The 19,695-nt window shown below is 42.3% G+C and carries 21 protein-coding genes; all 21 read right to left on the bottom strand.

Going from position 1 to position 19,695, the window contains the following annotated elements; genetic code table 11:
• Positions 1-77: 77 nt before the first annotated feature.
• Entirely contained in the window at positions 78-2,693 is a 2,616-nt protein-coding gene (locus ACWOEX_RS05625; protein WP_455298607.1) for an ATP-dependent Clp protease ATP-binding subunit, read from the bottom strand.
• A 107-nt stretch (positions 2,694-2,800) separates the two neighbouring features.
• The gene (locus tag ACWOEX_RS05620; RefSeq protein WP_455298606.1) at positions 2,801-3,271 is read right to left on the bottom strand and encodes a hypothetical protein; all 471 of its coding nucleotides are present in this window, start codon (positions 3,269-3,271) and stop codon (positions 2,801-2,803) included.
• A gap of 128 nt (positions 3,272-3,399) precedes the next feature.
• The gene (rplS, locus tag ACWOEX_RS05615) at positions 3,400-3,756 is read right to left on the bottom strand and encodes a 50S ribosomal protein L19 (RefSeq protein ID WP_455298605.1); all 357 of its coding nucleotides are present in this window, start codon (positions 3,754-3,756) and stop codon (positions 3,400-3,402) included.
• Positions 3,757-3,901: 145 nt separating this feature from the next.
• Complete coding sequence (locus ACWOEX_RS05610; protein WP_455298604.1) at positions 3,902-4,264, bottom strand: PH domain-containing protein; 363 nt, start codon at positions 4,262-4,264, stop codon at positions 3,902-3,904.
• 142 nt (positions 4,265-4,406) lie between these two features.
• The gene (locus ACWOEX_RS05605; protein ID WP_455298603.1) at positions 4,407-4,604 is read right to left on the bottom strand and encodes a hypothetical protein; all 198 of its coding nucleotides are present in this window, start codon (positions 4,602-4,604) and stop codon (positions 4,407-4,409) included.
• An 84-nt stretch (positions 4,605-4,688) separates the two neighbouring features.
• A complete protein-coding gene (locus ACWOEX_RS05600) occupies positions 4,689-5,024 on the bottom strand; it encodes a hypothetical protein (RefSeq protein WP_455298602.1) in 336 nt (111 codons plus the stop codon).
• 14 nt (positions 5,025-5,038) lie between these two features.
• On the bottom strand, positions 5,039-5,305 hold the full coding sequence (locus ACWOEX_RS05595) for a hypothetical protein (protein WP_455298601.1): 267 nt from the start codon (positions 5,303-5,305) through the stop codon (positions 5,039-5,041).
• A 14-nt stretch (positions 5,306-5,319) separates the two neighbouring features.
• Positions 5,320-5,718, bottom strand: coding sequence for an OsmC family protein (locus tag ACWOEX_RS05590; protein WP_455298600.1), 399 nt, complete (start codon positions 5,716-5,718; stop codon positions 5,320-5,322).
• A 140-nt stretch (positions 5,719-5,858) separates the two neighbouring features.
• A complete protein-coding gene (gene trmD / locus ACWOEX_RS05585; protein WP_455298703.1) occupies positions 5,859-6,611 on the bottom strand; it encodes a tRNA (guanosine(37)-N1)-methyltransferase TrmD in 753 nt (250 codons plus the stop codon).
• Positions 6,601-7,131: a ribosome maturation factor RimM gene (gene rimM / locus ACWOEX_RS05580; protein ID WP_455298599.1), complete on the bottom strand. Its 531-nt coding sequence runs from the start codon at positions 7,129-7,131 to the stop codon at positions 6,601-6,603. The genes trmD and rimM overlap by 11 nt, the downstream gene beginning before the upstream one ends.
• 73 nt (positions 7,132-7,204) lie before the next feature.
• Positions 7,205-7,480 (bottom strand): KH domain-containing protein, encoded by a 276-nt coding sequence (locus ACWOEX_RS05575; protein WP_455298598.1) that lies wholly within the window; start codon positions 7,478-7,480, stop codon positions 7,205-7,207.
• A gap of 15 nt (positions 7,481-7,495) precedes the next feature.
• The gene (gene rpsP, locus ACWOEX_RS05570) at positions 7,496-7,771 is read right to left on the bottom strand and encodes a 30S ribosomal protein S16 (RefSeq protein WP_455298597.1); all 276 of its coding nucleotides are present in this window, start codon (positions 7,769-7,771) and stop codon (positions 7,496-7,498) included.
• Positions 7,772-7,863: 92 nt separating this feature from the next.
• Entirely contained in the window at positions 7,864-9,312 is a 1,449-nt protein-coding gene (gene ffh / locus ACWOEX_RS05565; protein ID WP_455298596.1) for a signal recognition particle protein, read from the bottom strand.
• Positions 9,313-9,332: 20 nt separating this feature from the next.
• Positions 9,333-9,668 (bottom strand): YlxM family DNA-binding protein, encoded by a 336-nt coding sequence (gene ylxM / locus ACWOEX_RS05560; protein WP_455298595.1) that lies wholly within the window; start codon positions 9,666-9,668, stop codon positions 9,333-9,335.
• A gap of 17 nt (positions 9,669-9,685) precedes the next feature.
• Entirely contained in the window at positions 9,686-10,720 is a 1,035-nt protein-coding gene (gene ftsY / locus ACWOEX_RS05555) for a signal recognition particle-docking protein FtsY (RefSeq protein WP_455298594.1), read from the bottom strand.
• An 83-nt stretch (positions 10,721-10,803) separates the two neighbouring features.
• Positions 10,804-14,361 carry a chromosome segregation protein SMC gene (smc, locus tag ACWOEX_RS05550; RefSeq protein ID WP_455298593.1) on the bottom strand — a complete coding sequence of 1,186 codons (3,558 nt, stop codon included), beginning with the start codon at positions 14,359-14,361 and terminating at the stop codon, positions 10,804-10,806.
• On the bottom strand, positions 14,361-15,086 hold the full coding sequence (gene rnc, locus ACWOEX_RS05545; RefSeq protein ID WP_455298592.1) for a ribonuclease III: 726 nt from the start codon (positions 15,084-15,086) through the stop codon (positions 14,361-14,363). Before rnc ends, smc begins: the two co-directional genes overlap by 1 nt.
• A 73-nt stretch (positions 15,087-15,159) precedes the next feature.
• Complete coding sequence (locus ACWOEX_RS05540; RefSeq protein ID WP_455298591.1) at positions 15,160-15,414, bottom strand: acyl carrier protein; 255 nt, start codon at positions 15,412-15,414, stop codon at positions 15,160-15,162.
• A 34-nt stretch (positions 15,415-15,448) separates the two neighbouring features.
• Entirely contained in the window at positions 15,449-16,477 is a 1,029-nt protein-coding gene (gene plsX, locus ACWOEX_RS05535) for a phosphate acyltransferase PlsX (protein ID WP_455298590.1), read from the bottom strand.
• Between the two features lie 125 nt (positions 16,478-16,602).
• Positions 16,603-18,648 (bottom strand): ATP-dependent DNA helicase RecG, encoded by a 2,046-nt coding sequence (recG, locus tag ACWOEX_RS05530; protein ID WP_455298589.1) that lies wholly within the window; start codon positions 18,646-18,648, stop codon positions 16,603-16,605.
• 11 nt (positions 18,649-18,659) lie between these two features.
• Positions 18,660-19,688, bottom strand: a complete 1,029-nt coding sequence (gene holA / locus ACWOEX_RS05525) for a DNA polymerase III subunit delta (protein ID WP_455298588.1) — start codon at positions 19,686-19,688, stop codon at positions 18,660-18,662.
• Positions 19,689-19,695 lie beyond the last annotated feature (7 nt).

The following is a 19,695-nucleotide window of genomic DNA, read 5'->3' as shown; positions in this document are numbered from 1 at the left end:
CCCCTTACCATTCGATTCTAATATATTTTATCATTTATCACATTCTCGTTCAATTACGTTCAATCGCCACATCAGGATTATTTCTTGCACCACGTAATCATCGCTGTCTCTAAATCTACGTCTAGTTCAATGCTATCGCCCGCTTCAATGTCACCAGCAATTATGGCGCGTGCCAGTAACGTTTCAACTCGATCAGTAATCAAACGACGCAGCGGACGAGCGCCGAAAGCTGGTTCATACGCGTCGATTGCTAATCGCTCAGCCAAAGCATCCGTGTATGTCAGCGTAATCTCCTGCTCCATGAGCCGCTCCTGTAGTTCGTGCATCAGTTTTGAGACAATGCCGGTCAACTGCGCTTGAGATAGTGGCGTGAAGAAAATTGTATCATCAATTCGATTCAAAAATTCCGGTTTAAATCGTAGATGCAATTCACTTCGCACATCCTCTTGTACTTCCTCAGATAGCTGTTCACTATTTGGCTGTGATTCAGCAAAATCGAGTAGCGCTTCGGAACCAATATTACTCGTCATAACTAATAAGGTATTTCTGAAATCAATCACATGTCCCTGACTATCAGTGAGACGCCCATCATCTAAAATCTGTAATAGTAAGTTAAAGACATCCGGATGTGCTTTTTCGATTTCATCAAGCAATACGACGGCGTATGGATGACGGCGCACAGCTTCCGATAGCTGCCCCCCTTCTTCGTAACCGACATAACCCGGTGCCGCACCAACGAGACGCGAAACGCTGATCTTATCCATGTATTCACTCATATCGAGGCGCACCATGTTATCTTCTGAATCGAACAGTGTTTCAGAGAGTGCTTTAGCAAGTTCCGTTTTCCCAACACCAGTTGGACCGAGGAATAAGAATGAACCAATCGGGCGATTAGGATTTTGAATGCCGGCACGCGATCGCAAGATGGCATTGCTGACACTATTAACCGCATCATCCTGTCCGACAACACGCTGATGGAGAATCTCTGGCATCTGTAATAGCTTCTCACGTTCACTCTGTACTAATTTAGCTACAGGTATCCCCGTTTGCGAAGCCACGACTTCCGCAATACGCTCTGGCGTTACCGAGTCATGAATGAGAGAGTTCTCATCATCCGCATTTTGCTGTTCAACCTCTAATTCAGCAATCTCTGCCATCAATGATGGAATAGTGCCATGCTGTAACTTTGCAGCTGTTTCTAAATCATAATTCGTCTGTGCTTGTTCGAGATCACGTTTCGCTTGATCAAGCGCTTCACGTTTCTCTTGGACAATCTCAAAGACGTGCTTTTCTTGCTCCCACTTTGTGGTTAACGCATTAACCGTTTCCTGTGTATCTGCGATTTCCTGATTGACAATTGTCAAACGCTTCTGAGAAAGCGCATCTTCCTCCGCTTTGAGTGCTGCCGCTTCAATTTGTAATTTCAATAATTGGCGCTTTGCTGTGTCGAGTGGTTTCGGCATCGAATTCATTTCTACACGAATTTCAGCACTAGCTTCATCGACTAAATCAATCGCTTTATCTGGTAGAAAACGATCGATAATATAACGATCCGAAAGTTTCGCTGCTGTGATGAGTGCCTGATCATGGATTTTGACATGATGATGGGCTTCGAAGCGCTCACGCAATCCACGCAAAATATTGATCGTATCCTCAACAGTCGGTTCATTAACTGCTACGCGTTGGAAACGTCGCTCGAGCGCTTTGTCCTTTTCAAAATACTGACGATATTCATCACGTGTCGTGGCACCAATACAATGGAGTTCACCACGCGCAAGCATCGGTTTGAGTAAATTCCCAGCATCCATCGAACCTTCTGCTTTGCCAGCACCGACAATATTATGAATCTCATCGATGAAGAGGATCACATCACCAGAGGCCTGTTTCACTTCGTTGAGTACCGCTTTGAAACGTTCTTCGAAGTCCCCACGATATTTCGCCCCGGCAATCAAAGCGCCCATATCCAACGAGATGAGACGCTTATTCTTCAGATTGCTTGGCACGTCGCCGCGAATAATACGTTCAGCAAGTCCTTCGACGATGGCTGTTTTACCGACACCAGGATCACCGATCAAAATCGGATTATTTTTAGATTTACGTGATAGAATACGGATAACATCGCGAATTTCAATATCCCGTCCGATAATCGGATCGAGTACTTGATCCTTTACTTTCTGTGTTAAATCTTCACCGTATTTCTCTAACGCTTGATAAGTCTCTTCAGCATTCGGTGATGTCACAGTCGTTCCCCCTCTCATCTCTTCAATGGCATGCTTTAATTGTTCTTCACTGATATATTGTTTGAGCCACTTGGTAAATGGTAAATAATTCAACGCAAACAGCGCCAATAACAATGTATCCGTTGCTAAAAATTCATCATGAAATTCAGCGGCTTGTGCCTGTCCTGCTTGGATCCATGCCGCTAATGAGCTTGAAATAGAATTACCATACGTAATATTTGAACCGCTAACTGTTGCAATCTCATCAATTTCTTTATTAATTTCTTGATCTAACGCTGTCATTGGAATTTCCATACTTTCCAACAACTGATAATTGGCCTCATCGGGCGTCAATAGTACGCGCAAAAAATGCGGCACAGCAATCTCCTGATGATGCCGTGTCTGGGCGATTAGCTGCGCTTCACCGAGCGTCTCTTGTAGCTTCGTCGTCATTTGGAATCTGGGTTCGACCATCTGATCCCCTCATTTCTCTCAGTAATTAAAAATGACCTTTTTCACTATCACCAGTATACTGTGATAGTCAGAAAAGGTCAAAACACTTTTGATTAATTTATAAAACCTTAATTTTCTGCTTTTAAATCTTTGCCATTCAATTCATTTTGGAATTCAATGTACAATTGTCCAGCAATTTTCAGCCCGAATTGAACTAATGTGTAGATTAGGTTAATATCCTGTGCTTCGGCAGATGTCACATCTAATAATCGCATGGACATTTGATTGTAGTCGTCGAGCATCACCGTGAACGGACCAGATAATGTCTGATTGAAACGGTTGATCACTTCTAATGCTTCCACACGCTTTGTAGGATCTTCAAGCTTAGCAATCAGACGAAACGTAATCTGATAGTTCGTCATTACTTGATCTTCTTGAAAATCTTGTGCCCACACCGTAAAGATCAATGGATCTTTTGCTACTTTAGAGAAATTATAACCACAAGAATAGGTATGTTCACCCTTCTTATTGGCTTCATATTTTACAGGGACGTGATGTTTTTCGAATAATTCATCGAGCAATGGCTTAATTTGACGCATAAAAAGTCCTCCTAATAGTTCCTGTCTGTCATTATATCTATGCTATCATACTCGATTAGTTTCAGTGCACAAAAAAAGCGCCGATATCCGAAGACATCGACACTTGATTGATTAGTTTCGAACTAATTTTAACGATGGCGTTCTGCAATACGTGCAGCTTTACCACGACGGTTACGTAAGTAGTACAATTTCGCACGACGAACTTTACCGTAACGTACAACCTCGATCTTAGCGATACGAGGTGTGTGTACTGGCCAAGTACGTTCAACACCTACACCACTGGACATTTTACGTACAGTGAAGGTTTCGCTGACACCTTGACCTTTACGAGCAATAACAACACCCTCGAATACCTGGATACGTTCACGATCACCTTCGACAACTTTTGCATCAACACGTACAGTATCCCCTGGACGGAATTCTGGAATATCGCTACGCAATTGTTCAGAAGCGATCTCATCAATTAATTTCGGATTGTGACTCATTATGATTCTCCTCTCCACTAATACTCTTGCCGATGAACTAACTTTACTATCTGACAGCGGAGTATCGTGTTATTTGCGACCCGAATATCGCCGAATTATCGTATCAAAAATTGAGCCAGCTGTAAAGGGAAAATCACGAATTTCCCTATAAACAAATCTCCGCAAAGAGACGATCGAAACGTCTCACATCTATTCCCCTTGATAGATTTAATTTGAAATTCCCAACACGTGTCCAAAGCTCAACTTCAGCACTTAGGTCAACCTTTCCAGCATTTTCTGTTGACCACATAATAATTGAGCGATAAGGAATAGAATAAATTTCCTTCTTTTTACCAGTAATCCCCTGAGCATCCATTACAATTAAACGTTTATTCGTAAAGGCTGCAACATCACGTATCGTCTTGAACGCATCGACGACTTCTTCACCAGTAATCAGTTGTTCTGTAATTTCTCGTGGTGTTTCAGATAAATGATCCGTGAATAACCACGAGTTCACAATTTCTGCCATGAGATCCCCCCATTATTGTCTGCAACCGTTTCATCCATCATATCATGTTTAAGCGCTTTTATCTACCGCCACTCACATATTTTGTGAATAAAAAAAGACGAGCACGTAATGCTCGTCTTTATCACACGATATATGGACTAATTTATTCAAAGCTATCCAAATGATAACGGAAGCGTTTTTCAGGATGTTTACCAAATTTCTCAGCCAGATCTTCGTGGACTATTTGCCATGCGGTTGGCATGTCTTGATCCTTAATAACTTGTTCAAAGAATGCAGCTGTCATATAAGATATATGATACGGTACACGATGATCGCTCTTTTCACTGAAGACCGCATGCACACATTCACCTTCATCATAAGACTGAATTTTTTCAAAGAATTCCTGGTCATATTTTACATCAGCGACTGGGTAATCCTTACCATGTCAGATCAGTAATGGGCGATGGGCAACATTTTGCGGATTTTCCACCCAATCATAAATTGCTAGTTGTTCATGAACTTCTGCATAGCTATCCTTGAGTTCTGACTCTGCTGCTGTATCATTTGTTTTTTGATAGTACTCACGCAACTTCTTGTAGATTTCCTTAGTGAAGGTACGCGGTGCAGGTGACACTTCCAAAAGCACTGCGGAATGAATCCAATCATAGCGGCAGAACAACATACTTGCTGTCACTGCACCCAGTGAAACACCTGCCACACCAATCGTATCGTTCGTTAGTTGTTCGGATTTGTATGTTTCAATAAGTATCGGAAATTCCATCAAATTGTGCTGAATCACTTGATAATAGATCGTTGTATCGCGGTATCGCGGTGTCTTTGAATATTAACGTTGTAACGCGCCCCATGCTGAAAAGCATCTGAACAAACCACGCGGAAACCTTTGCGTGTCAATTCTAACGCATGGCTGCTCACACCCTCGCTGCGACTCTTCCAACCATGATAGAAGAAAACAGTAGGCAGAGCTTCTGAACTACGGTCTTTCTGAATCAATTCTAGAATCGGTACATCTTTAATTGTTTTTTCTATTAATGTAATTCCCATTATTTTCTTCATATCTATTCCACAAATATCAATTTATCTGTGATTACAATATCATCGGAAAGACTCTGAATAACCGGGCAGTACCGATGTACGAATTTCAAACACGTTTCGGCACGCTGCTCGGCATGATCATCGTCAGCTGTTACATAGAACTTCAATGTGATCGACGTAATGAATTGCGGACGCTCCGGTGCTTGCATATATTCCATTTTTACACGATCCACCTTTGCATCGACTTTTGAATCCTTGAGAATCTTTCGATAAACATAAAGGGCACATGCCCCCGCACTATATACGGTCATTTCAACAGGTGAATAACCGCCGCGATGATTCGCTGTAAATGCTAACGGCACATCTTGTGCATCTTCCGGAACGAGTTGGCGTCCTTTTGCCTTTAAAATGATTGATTTCATCGCATTCCCTCCTAATGATTACTTTGTGTACTTTGTCTTCGTGATTATTCTAGCACTTAATCATATATTGGTGAAATCGTTTTACCTGGTGCTATTGAAAAAGCCACCGCTATTCTAATCGCTGGTGGCTGTAATTTCAATTATTTTTTCTTTAATTTTTCGATAATTGTTTTCTGATCAGCTGTCAATTCTGCCTGTTCTAAAAGATCTGGGCGACGCTCAAGCGTACGTTTAAGTGCCTGTTCTTCGCGCCAATCTGCAATTTTTTGATGATTACCACTCAGAAGCACATCCGGAACCGCGCTACCTCTAAATTCGCGAGGACGTGTGTATTGTGGGTACTCTAATAGTCCTGTCGAGTAAGACTCTGAGACAATCGATTCCTCATTACCTACTGCTTCAGCAATTAATCGCACCGCGCTATCGATCACACACATCGCCGCGAGTTCGCCACCAGTCAGAATAAAGTCACCGAGTGAGATCTCATCCGTGACATAATCACGAATCCGTTCATCATAGCCTTCATAGTGACCACAAATAAAAATTAAATGATTCGCATTACTCAAGGTTTCAGCTTTTTTCTGTCCGTATGTCTCACCAGCTGGATCCATTAAGATGACACGTGTATCTTTCGGGCGTTCTGATAAGTCATCGCTCACTAATCTGGGATCAATCGCTTCTAATTGACGATAAATCGGTTCAACCTGCAATAACATGCCGGCCCCACCACCGTATGGCGTATCATCGACATGTCCATGCTTATTACCGGCATAGGCACGAAAATCATGGACATCAATTGACACAATGCCACGTTCCTGCGCTTTACCGATAATCGACTCATTCATTGCGCCTGAAAACATACGCGGAAACAAGCTTAATACATCAATCTTCATCATCCATCAATCCTTCGATAAAATCGACAGTAGCGATACCCGACTCGAGATCAACAGATTTTACCACATCCTTGATGTATGGAATCAATACTTCCTGATGATCAGTGGTACGCTCCATTACCCAGACATCATTGGCGCCAGGCGACATGATCGAGGTAATGGTACCAACCACCTCACCATTTAAATTTTCAATCGTGAGGCCGATGATATCATCGTAATAAAAACTATCTTGTTCTAATGTATCGGCACGATCTGCTGCCGACACTTGAAGCGATAGGCCTTTGAAACCTTCAATATCATTGATTGAATCGTATTCTTCGAATCGAATGACGTCGTACGGCTTTTGGTAACGCCAACTTGCGACAGTGACGATTTCTTTGAATGTATCGTCTTTAAACAACGCCAATTGACTTCCTGGTTTAAAGCGTTCTTCCTTAAAATCCGTATCACTCATCACCTTGACTTCACCTTTTAAGCCATGCGACTTGATGATATATCCGACGTGATAATATTTTTCCATGTTTTTCATCACACCTCCAGCTTTTTATTCAAAATAAAAGATCGGAGGTTAAGACTTCCGATCCTTTCGTTCATTATTGTTCCTCGTTTGACACTTCTTCAGCTGAGTGATCTTCCTCAACCACTAAGCGTACACGACGATGATTTTCCACGCGAATACTATATAAAATCGTACGCATCGCATTTACAATACGTCCATTTTTTCCGATAATACGTCCGATATCTGATGGATGCACGTGTAAATGATATTCCAAATACTCATCACCATCAACAATATCAACTGCGACCTCATCCGGGTAAGTGACGAGTGGCTGAACCATCGCTAACAATAATTCTTCAATGTTAGGCATACGATGCTCCTCTAACTATTTGTCAGAAAGCTTCCATTCGTGCAATGCTTTCATTACACCGTGTTTTGATAATAAGTCACGAACAGTATCAGTTGGTTGTGCACCTTTCTTCAACCATTCCAATGCTAATTCAGTGTCTAAAACAACTTCTTCTGGATCAGTTGTTGGGTTGAATGTACCAACTTTTTCGATGATACGACCGTCACGTGGTGAACGTGCATCAGCTACAACGATACGGTAGAAAGGATTACGTTTTGAACCCATACGTTTTAATCTCATTTTAACTGCCATTATATAATTCCTCCTAGTTAGTTCTCTTTTTGTCCAGGCAATACTATACCATGTGTAAGATAGACTGTAAAGACTTTTTTCTTTACACACTATTATTTTTTCTTTCCGCGTCGTTTACCGATTTTTTTCATTTTGCGGGCACGACGCTGCGCCTGTACCTGATCCATCTTATTGAAACCTTTTCCTGGTGCAGGTGGCATACCTCCGCCACCGCCCATCATGCGCTGGATCATACTCATATCCCCATTAGAGATCGCACTCATCATCGTACGTGTCTGGTTAAATTGCTTAATCAGACGGTTAACTTCAGAAACTTGCGTATGTGATCCCTTGGCAATACGACGGCGACGACTCTGATTGATATCATCCGGATGTTCCCGTTCGTAAGGTGTCATTGATTGAATCATAGCTTTCGTTTGAACCATTTCTTTTTCATCTGGTTGAACACCCATCTTCGTTAATTTATTCAACCCTGGAATCATCTTCATGATGCTATCGAAAGAACCGATTTTGTTCATGCGTTCCATCTGCTTGAGGAAGTCATTGAAGTCAAAGGTATTAGCTTTCATCTTTTCAGCCACTGCCATCGCTTCTGCCTCATCAAATTCCTTTTCAGCTTTTTCAATTAAGGTCATCATATCGCCCATACCGAGAATACGGTTGGCCATACGATCTGGGTGGAAAGCTTCCATTTCTGTCAACTTTTCACCGGTACCGCTAAATTTAATCGGTTTACCGGTCATGCTGACGATTGAAAGTGCCGCACCACCGCGCGTATCCCCATCTAATTTAGTGAGGACCACCCCAGTAAGGTCTAAACGCTCATCGAACGTTTGTGCAACATTGGCCGCTTCCTGCCCTGTCATCGCATCGACTGTCAACAGAATTTCGTCTGGTTGAACAGCGCCTTTGATGCGATGCAACTCATCCATCAATCGTTCATCAATTTGCAAACGACCAGCCGTATCGATGAAGACAACATCATGTCCATCTGCTTTTGCTTTTTCGATCGCATGTTTGGCGATTTCTTCTGGATCAACTGTTGTACCTTCTTCAAACACAGGAATATCTAACTGTCCACCGATTGTTACTAACTGATCGATTGCGGCTGGACGATAAACGTCACCGGCTACCAGTAATGGATTCTTGTGCTGTTCTTTCTTTAAGAAATTAGCTAATTTACCAACAGATGTCGTCTTACCGGCACCTTGCAAACCAACCATCATAATAACGGTCGGCTGTCCTTCTGCATAATGAATATCTTCATGCTCGCCACCGAGTAATGCCGTTAATTCTTCATTAACAATCTTAACGATCTGTTGTGATGGCGAGAGTGAGGCTAAGACGTCACCGTTCAATGCTTTTTCTTGTACATTTTTGACAAATTTACGGACAACTTTAAAGTTAACGTCCGCTTCCAAAAGCGCGAGTCGTACTTCTCGCATCATTTCCCTTAAATCGGCTTCGGTGATTTTTCCACCTTTTTTACCGAGTTTTTCGACCGAACCTTGCAGGCGATCGGATAAACTTTCAAATGCCATACTTCTTTCCCTTCTGTATATTAGCGATTATCAACAGCTAATAAGGCGCGGATGGATTGCATAATTTCAGGATCAACATCTTCTTGTTCACAGCGTTTGAGGAGATCGCGACCAATGCGTTCACGTTCATCATCATTCGCCAATAAGTGCAATATTCCTTCATAACGTTCGAGTGTTTGCGCACTGCGATGAATATTATCGTGTACGGCTTGACGACTGACAGAAAATAGCGATGCAATTTCTCCCAATGAATAATCTTCCTGATAATATAAATCGAGATAACGTTGCTGCTTTTCTGTTAATAACTCATGATAATAATCGTACAAACGATTCATGCGCTGTGTCTTCTCAAACATTCTCCATCCTGCTTTCGCTATTGTTTTTGTATCTCAACGACATCGCGGACCATTTGATAAATAAACTTCTCTGCATCAAACGGTTGGAGGTCATCCATTCCTTCTCCGAGGCCAATAAATTTGACTGGAATATTCAATTCGTAACGAATCGCAAAGATTACCCCACCTTTTGCGGTACCATCCATCTTCGTTAGAATCAATCCTGTGGTATCAACAACTGATGAAAATTCCTTCGCTTGTTGGAGTGCATTCTGTCCGGTTGTGCCATCAACCACTAACAGCGTTTCCTGTGGCGCTTCAGGAATTTCACGTTTAATGACACGGTTCATCTTTTCTAACTCAGCCATTAGGTTTTTCTTCGTTTGTAAACGGCCTGCCGTATCTACCAATAAGTAATCAAAGTTTTCAGCTTTAGCTTTCTTTGTCGCATCAAAACAGACGGAAGCAGGATCCTGCCCAGCCCGTCCGGTAACAATCGGTACATCGACGCGTTCAGCCCAACGCTCGAGTTGTTCAATCGCACCCGCACGGAAAGTATCGCCAGCAGCGAGTAATACACGCTTGCCTTCATTCTTCAATTGGTAAGCTAATTTCCCGATCGTCGTCGTTTTACCTACACCGTTAACACCAACGAACAAGACCACTGTCGGGCCATTTGGATTTTCTTTAATAGCTACATCTGGTGTTTGACCCTGATCGTAGATTGAAATCATCTTTTCAATGACGGTATTTTTAACATCTTCACCCTTGTGTACTCCACGACGCTGTACTTCATCACGTACGGCATCAGAGAGTGCTAATGTCATATCGAAACCAACATCACTGGAAATTAATGTTTCTTCTAAGTCATCAAAAAATTCATCATCAACTTCACGGAAACCCGCGAATAATTCGTTTAATTTTTCAGAGAAACTTTTACGGGTCTTTTCTACCCCTTGATCGTACTTATCGAGAACAATTTTTTCACGTTCTTGTTCACGTTTATCCGCTTGTTCCTCAATGATTGGGTCTTCACCCGTAAATGCTTGTTTAATACGGTCAAATAATCCCATTCAGATTTTCCTTTCTTTAATAGAAATCATCACTTGTTTATCATACTGTATTACGCGCTATTATCCAATTCGTACCGTTAATATTATGATTCAATATCGGTTAATTTCACGGCAGCTAATTTCGAAACACCAGCTTCTTCCATTGTGACACCGTAGAGTACATTAGCGTGAACCATGGTCCCTTTACGGTGCGTGATAACAATAAATTGTGTCTGGTCTGCATAACGATTGAGATATTGTCCGTAACGATCGACGTTCGCATCATCAAGCGCCGCTTCAACTTCATCTAAGATACTAAATGGCACGGGATTAACCGCAATGATTGCAAATAATAACGCAATCGCAGTGAGCGAGCGTTCCCCACCAGATAATAAGCTCATTAATTGCAATTGTTTCCCAGGTGGCTGCGCCATAATTTCGACACCTGTAGTGAGTAAATCATCAGGATCTGTCAATGTGAGTGTCGCTTTACCGCCATTGAATAATTTTGGAAAAATATCTTCGAAGGATTCACGAATCGCATTGAAACTCGCACTGAATTTCGTTTTGACTTCATTATCCAATGAACGAATCGCTTCATTTAAGTTATTAACAGCTTCTAACACGTCCTCACGCTGTTTAGACATAAATTGGTAACGCTCGCTAACTTCATTGTATTCATCGATGGCCTGCAAATTCACTGGCCCCAGCTGCGTAATCGCTGTTCGTAATTGCTTCATGCGTTGCTTCGCTTCAGGTATCGTCTCTTCGAGCGGTTTCACTTCTGATTTTGCACGCTCATAAGTCAATGTATAGTCTTCACTAAGACGTGAGAGATTCGTATCAATTTTTTCATCATCTCGCGTAACCTCTGACTCCAACGTAGACTGTCGTTGATAATCATGCGTCAATTTCGCATTAATCGCTATGAGCTGCTGATCTAAATCATTCAGCGACTGATCCATTTTCTCAATACGTTGCTTGATCTTCTGTTGATCCGCAAGTAATTGTTCTCGCGCCTGTTTCTTATCAGTCAATGCCTGTTCTCGCGCTTCCTGATCGCTTTCATAATGACTAGCTTCCACATCATTCGCTGCCATTCTCTCAGTTAGTACACGATAATTGTCATTAACAGTCGTTAATTGCTCATCCAACTCTTGCTGCTTGGTTTGTTGTTGTATGTGCTTTTCTTGTTGAATGGCAATTTTCGTTGCTAGCGTTTGTTGTTTCGCATTCCATTTAGCTAATTTTTCTTGACGTTGCTTCGCATATTGATCGAAGTTTTCAATCTTTGCTCTAATGTTTTGGGCTTCTCGATCGATGGCTTCAATACGCTTCTGATGCGCATCTAATTGCGCAATCGCTTCTTGATCATCATCATTATCCGCTGATTCATCGTACTGATCGGCTTTAATCTGCGCATTAATATCCGCTAATTGTTTCTTGAACTGTTCTGCTTCCGATTGCAAGCCATTCAAGCGGTGTTTATCGGTTGTCAGCTGTTCTTGTGCTTCAGACAGTGTTTCTTTTAATGATATCACTTGCTGTTCTTGTGCTTCTAACTGCTCACGACATTGTTTACGTTCCTGAGCGAGCTTCGTTAAGCGTTGTTCTTCTGCAGCAATTTTTTGATTTCGTACTAACAATTCATGCTGCGGATTATGGCGGTTACGTCCTCCCGTTAACGCGCCGCCAGCATTCACTATATCACCATCAAGTGTCACAATACGGACACCACGATGCAACTTTTGATTGACGAGGCGTGCCGTACGTATAGTATCTGTCACTAAAATATTCCCCATCAAATATGTCGCAATAGGCTCCAAATGTGGATCGTACGTTACTAAATCAGAGAGAACACCGATAACGCCATGTATACGCATCGCTTCCTCAAGGGTTTGCTGCGCCATCTGTCGACCACGAATTTTATCGAGTGGCAAGAACGTCGCACGTCCACCTCTAGAAGATTTCAAATAAGCAATGACTGCTTCAGCAACATCACCATTCTGAACAACAATATTCTGCATCTGTCCACCGAGCGCTTCTTCCACTGCACGTGTATAACGCTCTGGGACACTGATTAATTCGGCGACTGCTCCCGCAATGCCGTTGTGTCTCTCTCCCCACTTCAGCGCATTCTTTACACCGTTGTAGAAGCCCTCATAGCTATCTGAGAGACTCTTCAAACTATCACGTGTTGTTTTTGATCGAATCATCGCATTCTCAACTTGTTCCGTTTGCTGCTTGAGCTGATCAAGTTGTTTGGATGCTTTTTCAAAATATTGCTGCTGCTGTCTATATGTCGAAACAGCTTCATTTAACGATTGCATCATTTGTTCATGTTTCGATCGTTTGTCATCATAAGCTCGTTGTAATTTTTGTTGCGTCAATTTTGTTTCAGATTGTCGCTGTTGACGGCTCGACGCGCGCTGCTTTCTGATCGACTGTTCTTGTTCGATGCGTGTCATCGCATTCTTCAGTTGATTTTGTTCTTGCAAAGCATCAAAGTACTGATTGCGCAGTGTCTCGACATCTTCAGTAGCCTCTGCTTGTAATTCAGCAATTTCTGCATCGAGTGTCTTCTTCTCTTTTTTCAGTGTTGTTAACTGTTGATCGAATGAGGCAATCGTTTCAATCACGCTTGTTTTTGCATTGGTTAGTCGTTCACGCTCAGTATCCAATGCTTCTAAACGGCTCGACTGTTCTTGATGATTTTGTTGTTCAAATGCATGACGCTGTTCAGCTAACTGCTTCTCGGATTGTAACTTCTCAATTTGTTCAACTAATGTCACCGCATGATTATGTAACTGTTCTTGTCTTTCTTCTGCTGCCGCTTTCTCACGGTGTGTTTGATCCAGACTTTGCTTCAATGCTTGCTGCTCTGTCTGTGCGGTTTTAATTTGCGAGAGAATAGACTCTAAATCATGATCATGTGTTTTACGCTGTGCGACAACGGTTTCAATTTCTGTCACTAGCACACGGATATCAATCGCTTGTAGTTCATCCGTCCACTCGCGATATTTCAAAGCATCATCATGTTGTTGTTTCAACGGTTCCAGACGAGTTTCAATTTCCTGAATGATATCATCGAGACGATTTTGGTTATCAATCGCATGCTCGAGCTTTCGTGCAGCATCTTTTCGACGTGATTTATACTTCATAACACCGGCTGCTTCTTCAAAAATCTCACGACGCTCTTCTGCACGCTGATTAAAAATTTCTTCCACACGCCCTTGCGAAATGACGGAAAAAGAATGACGACCAATCCCCGTATCCAGCATCAGATCTGTAATATCTTTCAGACGACAGTTACGACCATTAATCATGTAGTTACTATCGCCACCACGCGTTAGCCGACGTGTGATGCGCACCATCTCTTGGTCGATGGCTAACGTGTGGTCGCTGTTATCAAATTCAAGCGACACTTCAGCATATTGACCTCTGCGTTTCGTTTCTGTTCCAGCAAAAATCACATCGTCCATGCGTTCACCACGCAAGGATTTCGCTGATTGTTCACCGAGCACCCATTTAATCGCTTCAGTGATATTAGATTTACCGCTACCATTCGGTCCAACAATCGCTGTAAAATCTTGATTCAATTCAATGCGTGTTTTTTCTGCAAAGCTTTTGAATCCTTTCATTTCAATGACTTTTAAGTACACTAGTGCTTGTCGCTCCCATTTTGCGCAGCTAATCGTTCAAGCGCATCTTTCGCTGCCATTTGTTCAGCATTCTTCTTATTATGCCCTTTTCCCGTACCGATCGTTTCTCCAGATAATGTCACAGCCATTTCAAATACTGCCTGATTGTTCTCACCGACATCTTCTTTGAGCACAACATATTCAAGATCGATACTACCGTTCTTCTGTAGTTCTTCCTGGAGTGCGGTTTTATGATCAGCGACTAAGGAGAACTCACCGTTTGCGATTTTTGGATAAATCGTCTGTTCGAGGAAATGTTCCACTACATCCAATCCACTATCGAGATAGATCGCCCCAACAACAGCTTCAAATAAGTCACAGAGTAATGACTGACGCTCACGTGCTCCATTATTTTCTTCCCCGTGTCCAAGCATGATGAGCTGGTTGAATCCACATTCCAAACAGCGCTGTGCTAAACTCTCTTCGCGGACAATAATGGCACGTAAACGGGACATTTCACCTTCTGGCATTTTTGGATAATTGGTAAAGAGATAGGTAGATACCGTCAATTCGAGGACCGCATCCCCCAAAAACTCAATACGTTCGTTGTATGCCATATGAACTCCCTTGCTGCGATGTTCATTAGCATAACTCGAGTGTGTAAATGCTTCTTGATAATGTTTAAAATCATTAATTTGAATACCAAATTTTTGATCCATTAATTGTGTGATTTTCCCTTTTTCCATTTTATATCCTTTCTAAAAAAGAATCGCTAATCCAGCAGCGATTCTTTGGTCAATACTATAGCGATTACTAGCTCTAATTCTGGCTCATTTGAATGCTTTCTGTGACGAGCATCATCACATCCTGAACGGTTTGAATCTTCGACACACCGCGACCATCAATCACGATATCAAAACGATCCTCTAACAACATCATTAAGTCCATGATATCGAGCGAATCAAATCCCAATTCATCCCGTAGTTCTAACTCAGGAATAATATCTTTTGTTTCCATTCCATAACGCTTCGTAAAAATTTCAGCAATGGCGTGGTAGACGGATTCTTCAGACATTTAAACGCCCTCCACTCCTTGGAATGTATGATCACTATTCATCTGTATTTTTAGCCTCTTCTTTTTGTTGCTTAAGTAACTCTGCTAAACGGTCATATAACTTGGATTCAACAATACTGATCGCTTGCTCCATTGCTCTCGCAAGGTCATCTTCAGTTGCATTACCGTGTGCCTTGATCACTGGTTGCTTCACACCAAAAAATAAACCACCACTCAACGTTGACACATCGATCCCACTGAGTTGTTTTTTCAGACTCTTATAGAGCAAAGCGCCACCCATTTTAGCACGGACACCACCATCTTTAACAGCTGATTTTAAAAGACCTGCAAATGTCATTGCCACACCTTCAACGGTCTTTAATACAGCATTTCCCGTAAAGCCATCCGTGACAATAATGTCAGCTGGATCATTTAAGATATCGCGTGCTTCGACATTACCGACGAATTGAATGGCGGGCTCATTCTTCAACAATTGATGTGTTTCTTTTGTGACAGGCGTACCTTTTTCTTCCTCGGCACCGTTATTCAAAAGTCCGACGCGCGGATTCTCAATCCCCTTAACATCGGATGCATAACGAGACGCCATCAACGCATACTGATGTAGATGTTTCGGTTTCGCTTCTGAATTTGCTCCCGCATCAATATATGAGAAACTCTGCCCTGGACGTTGCAAGTTCGGTACATCAACTAAAATCGCTGCACGATCAACACCGCGGATACGTCCGATAACGATTGTCGCCACTGTCAACAACGCACCGGTATTCCCAGCTGAAATTAACGCATCCGCTTCCCCCTGACGCACCGCACGTGCCGCACGAACGAGCGAGGAATCTTTTTTGCGACGAACCGCTTTGGTTGGTTCATCTCCTGTATCAATAACTTCCGTCGTCGGGACAATTTTAATATTTTCTGCTTTATCATTACCGAGTTTGACAGTTAGTTGTTCTTCATTACCAAAAAGTAAAAATTCATCATTTGGATATTTTTCTGCAATACGTTGCGCTGCTTTAACAGCTGCATCAGGAGCTTTGTCGCCACCCATCGCATCGATCGCAATTCTCATGATTTTGTCGTCTCCCTTTTACTCTCTATGCCGTAGTTCAACCAATTATAGCGAACACATGCGAAGAATTCAAAGCACAGCTGATGTACTGACACTTTCTTAATAAAACATAAAAGTTTACAACCTCAGGCATTCACATGCTTCGATAATGTCTCTAACCATTCGTTCATTCCTGGATAATCGCTGTGATGTTCAAGATAGTAAGGTAAAAAACGCTCAACATCCTGTTTCGCAGCTTCGAGTATCGTTTGATCAGCTACTGGATCCGCTAATGCAAAACTTGGCCAGCCGCTCTGTTTTGTACCAAAGTAATCGCCAGCACCGCGCAATTCAAGATCGTATTGACTCAATACAAAACCATCCGCCGTCTCAGTCATCATTTGCATACGTTTCTTTCCATTATCAGTACGCGGATTGGCCAGCAACACACAGTAGGATTGTGCGTCCCCGCGTCCAATTCGTCCGCGCAACTGATGGAGCTGTGCTAAACCAAAATGATCCGCATTCAGAATCACCATGGCAGTCGCATTCGGCACATTAATTCCCACCTCAATAACGGTGGTGGTTACCAAAATTTGTGTCTCATTCTGCTCAAAAGCATTCATGACAGCATCTTTATCATCCGAAAACAATTTACCGTGCATTAAACCGAGCGTATAGCGATCACCATAGCGAAACTGCAGCAATTCATAAATATGTTCAGCATTTTGTGCAGCCATTGCTTCCGATTCCTCAATGAGCGGACAAACAATATAGACTTGATGTCCTTTCGCCAATTCGTCGCCTAATAATGATTCGATTTGATCTTTTTGATTTGGCTTGAGCCAGACCGTTCGAATCGGTTTTCGATTAGACGGACGCTCAGTGAGTTTCGAGACATCCATATTCCCCATTGTTGTAATTTCTAATGTACGTGGAATTGGTGTCGCCGTCATATAAAGTAAATTACTAGAACGGCCATCTATAGTCTTCTCAACTAATGCGGCACGCTGATTCACCCCAAAGCGGTGTTGCTCATCAACCACAGCAAACCCCAAATTTTTAAAATGAACATCTTCTTGAATGAGTGCGTGCGTCCCAATGACCATATCAATAGTGCCGGATGCCAGACCGTCCAGTAACTCTGTGCGTTCGCGCTTAGGCATCTGTCCGGTCAGCAGTGCGACGTTATAATCTGTTTCCGCTAAAAAATCATTAAAACTGGCAAAGTGCTGTTCTGCCAAAATTTCAGTTGGTACCATTAAGGCAGACTGATACCCTGCATCTGCTGTGGCGACCATCGCAATGAGAGCCACGACGGTTTTACCACTACCGACATCCCCCTGCAATAACCGACGCATACTAAATGGCTGCCGAAGATCACGACAAATTTCATTTACGACCTGTTTCTGTCCGTCAGTTAAAGCAAAGGGCAACGTCTCGATAAACGCCCGTAACTGTTCGTTATCATAGAGAACCTGTACACCTTCAGTTTGTTGATGACCTTGATATTTTTCCCATTGCAAGCGAAAGAGATAGAGAAATAATTCTTCATATTTGATGCGGCGCTCTGCTTGTTGGCGCTGTGCACCATCTTTTGGAAAATGCATTGCGCCTACCGCTTCACGATAAGTCGGTAAGTGATAGTGATCGACAAGTTCCTGCGGCAATCTTTCGGGTAATAGCTCTTGATAGTCCTTTAACGCCTGCTTTTCCAGTGTCTGAAATTTCTTCTGACTAAGTCCTTGAGTGGTGTGATAAATCCCTTGTGCATCATCTGTTTCAGATTTTGTTGAGAGATTTTGAATACGAATAGCAGTCATACCTTGGCGCGCTTTATCATACGTCCCATAGATTAATAATTCATCACCGAGCGCAATATTTTTGCGCATATAGGGTTGATTGAACAAGGTGATATTAATAATGACATCATTGGTTTGAAATCGAAAGTTCAATCGATTGCCCTTACCGTAGTAGGAAACCACCGGTGCAGTAACAACTGTCCCACTGATTGCACCTTTCTCATTATCTTCAAACTCACGAACATCACGTACACTAAAATCCTCGTAACGAAATGGAAAAGATTGTAAGAGATCGAATACCGTCTCGATACCCAATGTGTGTAAACGTTGTGTGAGTTTCTCGCCGACACCGGATAATACGCTGACGCTATCTGATAATTGCCTTGCCATATCCGCACCTCCTAAGATGCAATCTGTCCCTGTGTAAATTTCAGGATAAATTGCTCGATACCAAAATTCGGTTCTACTCGTCCCGTTTTAATCTGGTAATCCAACATCACTAATGCTCGATAAGCTGCCATAAATTGTGAAATGTTGTAGCGTGTAATTTTCTTCATTGCCATCTTGATGCGATAAGGATGACTCTGTAATGTACGCGCCATTTCATTCTGACCGTATCCCTTCTTCTTCAACAAGCTAATTTGCGTGTATAAACGAAATTCTGAAAGCATTAATGCGAGAATCGCAATCGGCTGCTGTTTTTCGGCAATCAAGGTACGGTAGAGTCGAATTGCTTCTGCAGTTTTCTGTTCAGTAATATACGTCGCGAGATTAAAAATATTATCATCAAGCGATGGTGGGATTACAGCACGTATATCATTGGCAGTCACCTGTTCACTATCTCCCATATACAGCAATAACTTTTCGAGTTCGCTCATTGCATGTGATAATTCATAACCAGTGCGATCAAGTAAAAAGGTCAGCGTTTGTCGATCGATCTGTTTTGATTCACTGCGAATATAATCTTTGACATACTTTTCAGTCTCACGTGGTTTCACCGGTGCAACATCAATAACCACTGTTTCCTTCAACATCCGTTTAACAATTTTCTTACGATTATCGAGTTTTTCATATGGCGCACTAAAACATAGAATGACATCAGGATTCGGCGCATTGAGATAGGCGAGTAGATCATCTGTATTCATTTTCTCTTTGCTCCCCGTCAAAAAACTGGCATTTTTTACCCAGAGGATACGTCTACCCGAAAAGAAGGAGAGCGTATTAGCCTCGACCATCACATCGTCTAATGATGTTTCCTCGAGATCGAATGTCATTAAATTCAAATCATCAGCGGCGTCCATTCCTCCGATAACTTGTTCAATTAACGCTGCCTTGAACCATTGAATCAGATAGTATTCTCTTCCTAAGAGGAGATAGATCGGCGCTACCTCTTGACGATGAATCGTATCTAAAGCCGCTTTAAAATCCATATGATCC

The sequence above is a fragment of the Aerococcus vaginalis genome (assembly GCF_053762225.1).
Note: the sequence above shows the minus strand (reverse complement) of the source record. Positions and strands in the feature narration are given on the sequence as shown.

Coding starts and splice junctions, on each gene's coding strand:
- rpsP (WP_455298597.1), bottom strand. CDS start 7,771: ATGGCAGTTAAAATGAGATTAAAACGTATGGGTTCAAAACGTAATCCT.
- ACWOEX_RS05595 (WP_455298601.1), bottom strand. CDS start 5,305: ATGGGAATTACATTAATAGAAAAAACAATTAAAGATGTACCGATTCTA.
- ylxM (WP_455298595.1), bottom strand. CDS start 9,668: ATGTTTGAGAAGACACAGCGCATGAATCGTTTGTACGATTATTATCAT.
- ACWOEX_RS05600 (WP_455298602.1), bottom strand. CDS start 5,024: ATGGAATTTCCGATACTTATTGAAACATACAAATCCGAACAACTAACG.
- recG (WP_455298589.1), bottom strand. CDS start 18,648: ATGGCAAGGCAATTATCAGATAGCGTCAGCGTATTATCCGGTGTCGGC.
- rnc (WP_455298592.1), bottom strand. CDS start 15,086: ATGGAAAAAGGGAAAATCACACAATTAATGGATCAAAAATTTGGTATT.
- holA (WP_455298588.1), bottom strand. CDS start 19,688: ATGGATTTTAAAGCGGCTTTAGATACGATTCATCGTCAAGAGGTAGCG.
- ACWOEX_RS05620 (WP_455298606.1), bottom strand. CDS start 3,271: ATGCGTCAAATTAAGCCATTGCTCGATGAATTATTCGAAAAACATCAC.
- ACWOEX_RS05540 (WP_455298591.1), bottom strand. CDS start 15,414: ATGTCTGAAGAATCCGTCTACCACGCCATTGCTGAAATTTTTACGAAG.
- ACWOEX_RS05575 (WP_455298598.1), bottom strand. CDS start 7,480: ATGCCTAACATTGAAGAATTATTGTTAGCGATGGTTCAGCCACTCGTC.
- ftsY (WP_455298594.1), bottom strand. CDS start 10,720: ATGGGATTATTTGACCGTATTAAACAAGCATTTACGGGTGAAGACCCA.
- ACWOEX_RS05625 (WP_455298607.1), bottom strand. CDS start 2,693: ATGGTCGAACCCAGATTCCAAATGACGACGAAGCTACAAGAGACGCTC.
- ACWOEX_RS05610 (WP_455298604.1), bottom strand. CDS start 4,264: ATGGCAGAAATTGTGAACTCGTGGTTATTCACGGATCATTTATCTGAA.
- ffh (WP_455298596.1), bottom strand. CDS start 9,312: ATGGCATTTGAAAGTTTATCCGATCGCCTGCAAGGTTCGGTCGAAAAA.
- ACWOEX_RS05590 (WP_455298600.1), bottom strand. CDS start 5,718: ATGAAATCAATCATTTTAAAGGCAAAAGGACGCCAACTCGTTCCGGAA.
- rimM (WP_455298599.1), bottom strand. CDS start 7,131: ATGGAAAAATATTATCACGTCGGATATATCATCAAGTCGCATGGCTTA.
- plsX (WP_455298590.1), bottom strand. CDS start 16,477: ATGAGAATTGCGATCGATGCGATGGGTGGCGACAAAGCTCCTGATGCA.
- rplS (WP_455298605.1), bottom strand. CDS start 3,756: ATGAGTCACAATCCGAAATTAATTGATGAGATCGCTTCTGAACAATTG.
- trmD (WP_455298703.1), bottom strand. CDS start 6,611: ATGAAGATTGATGTATTAAGCTTGTTTCCGCGTATGTTTTCAGGCGCA.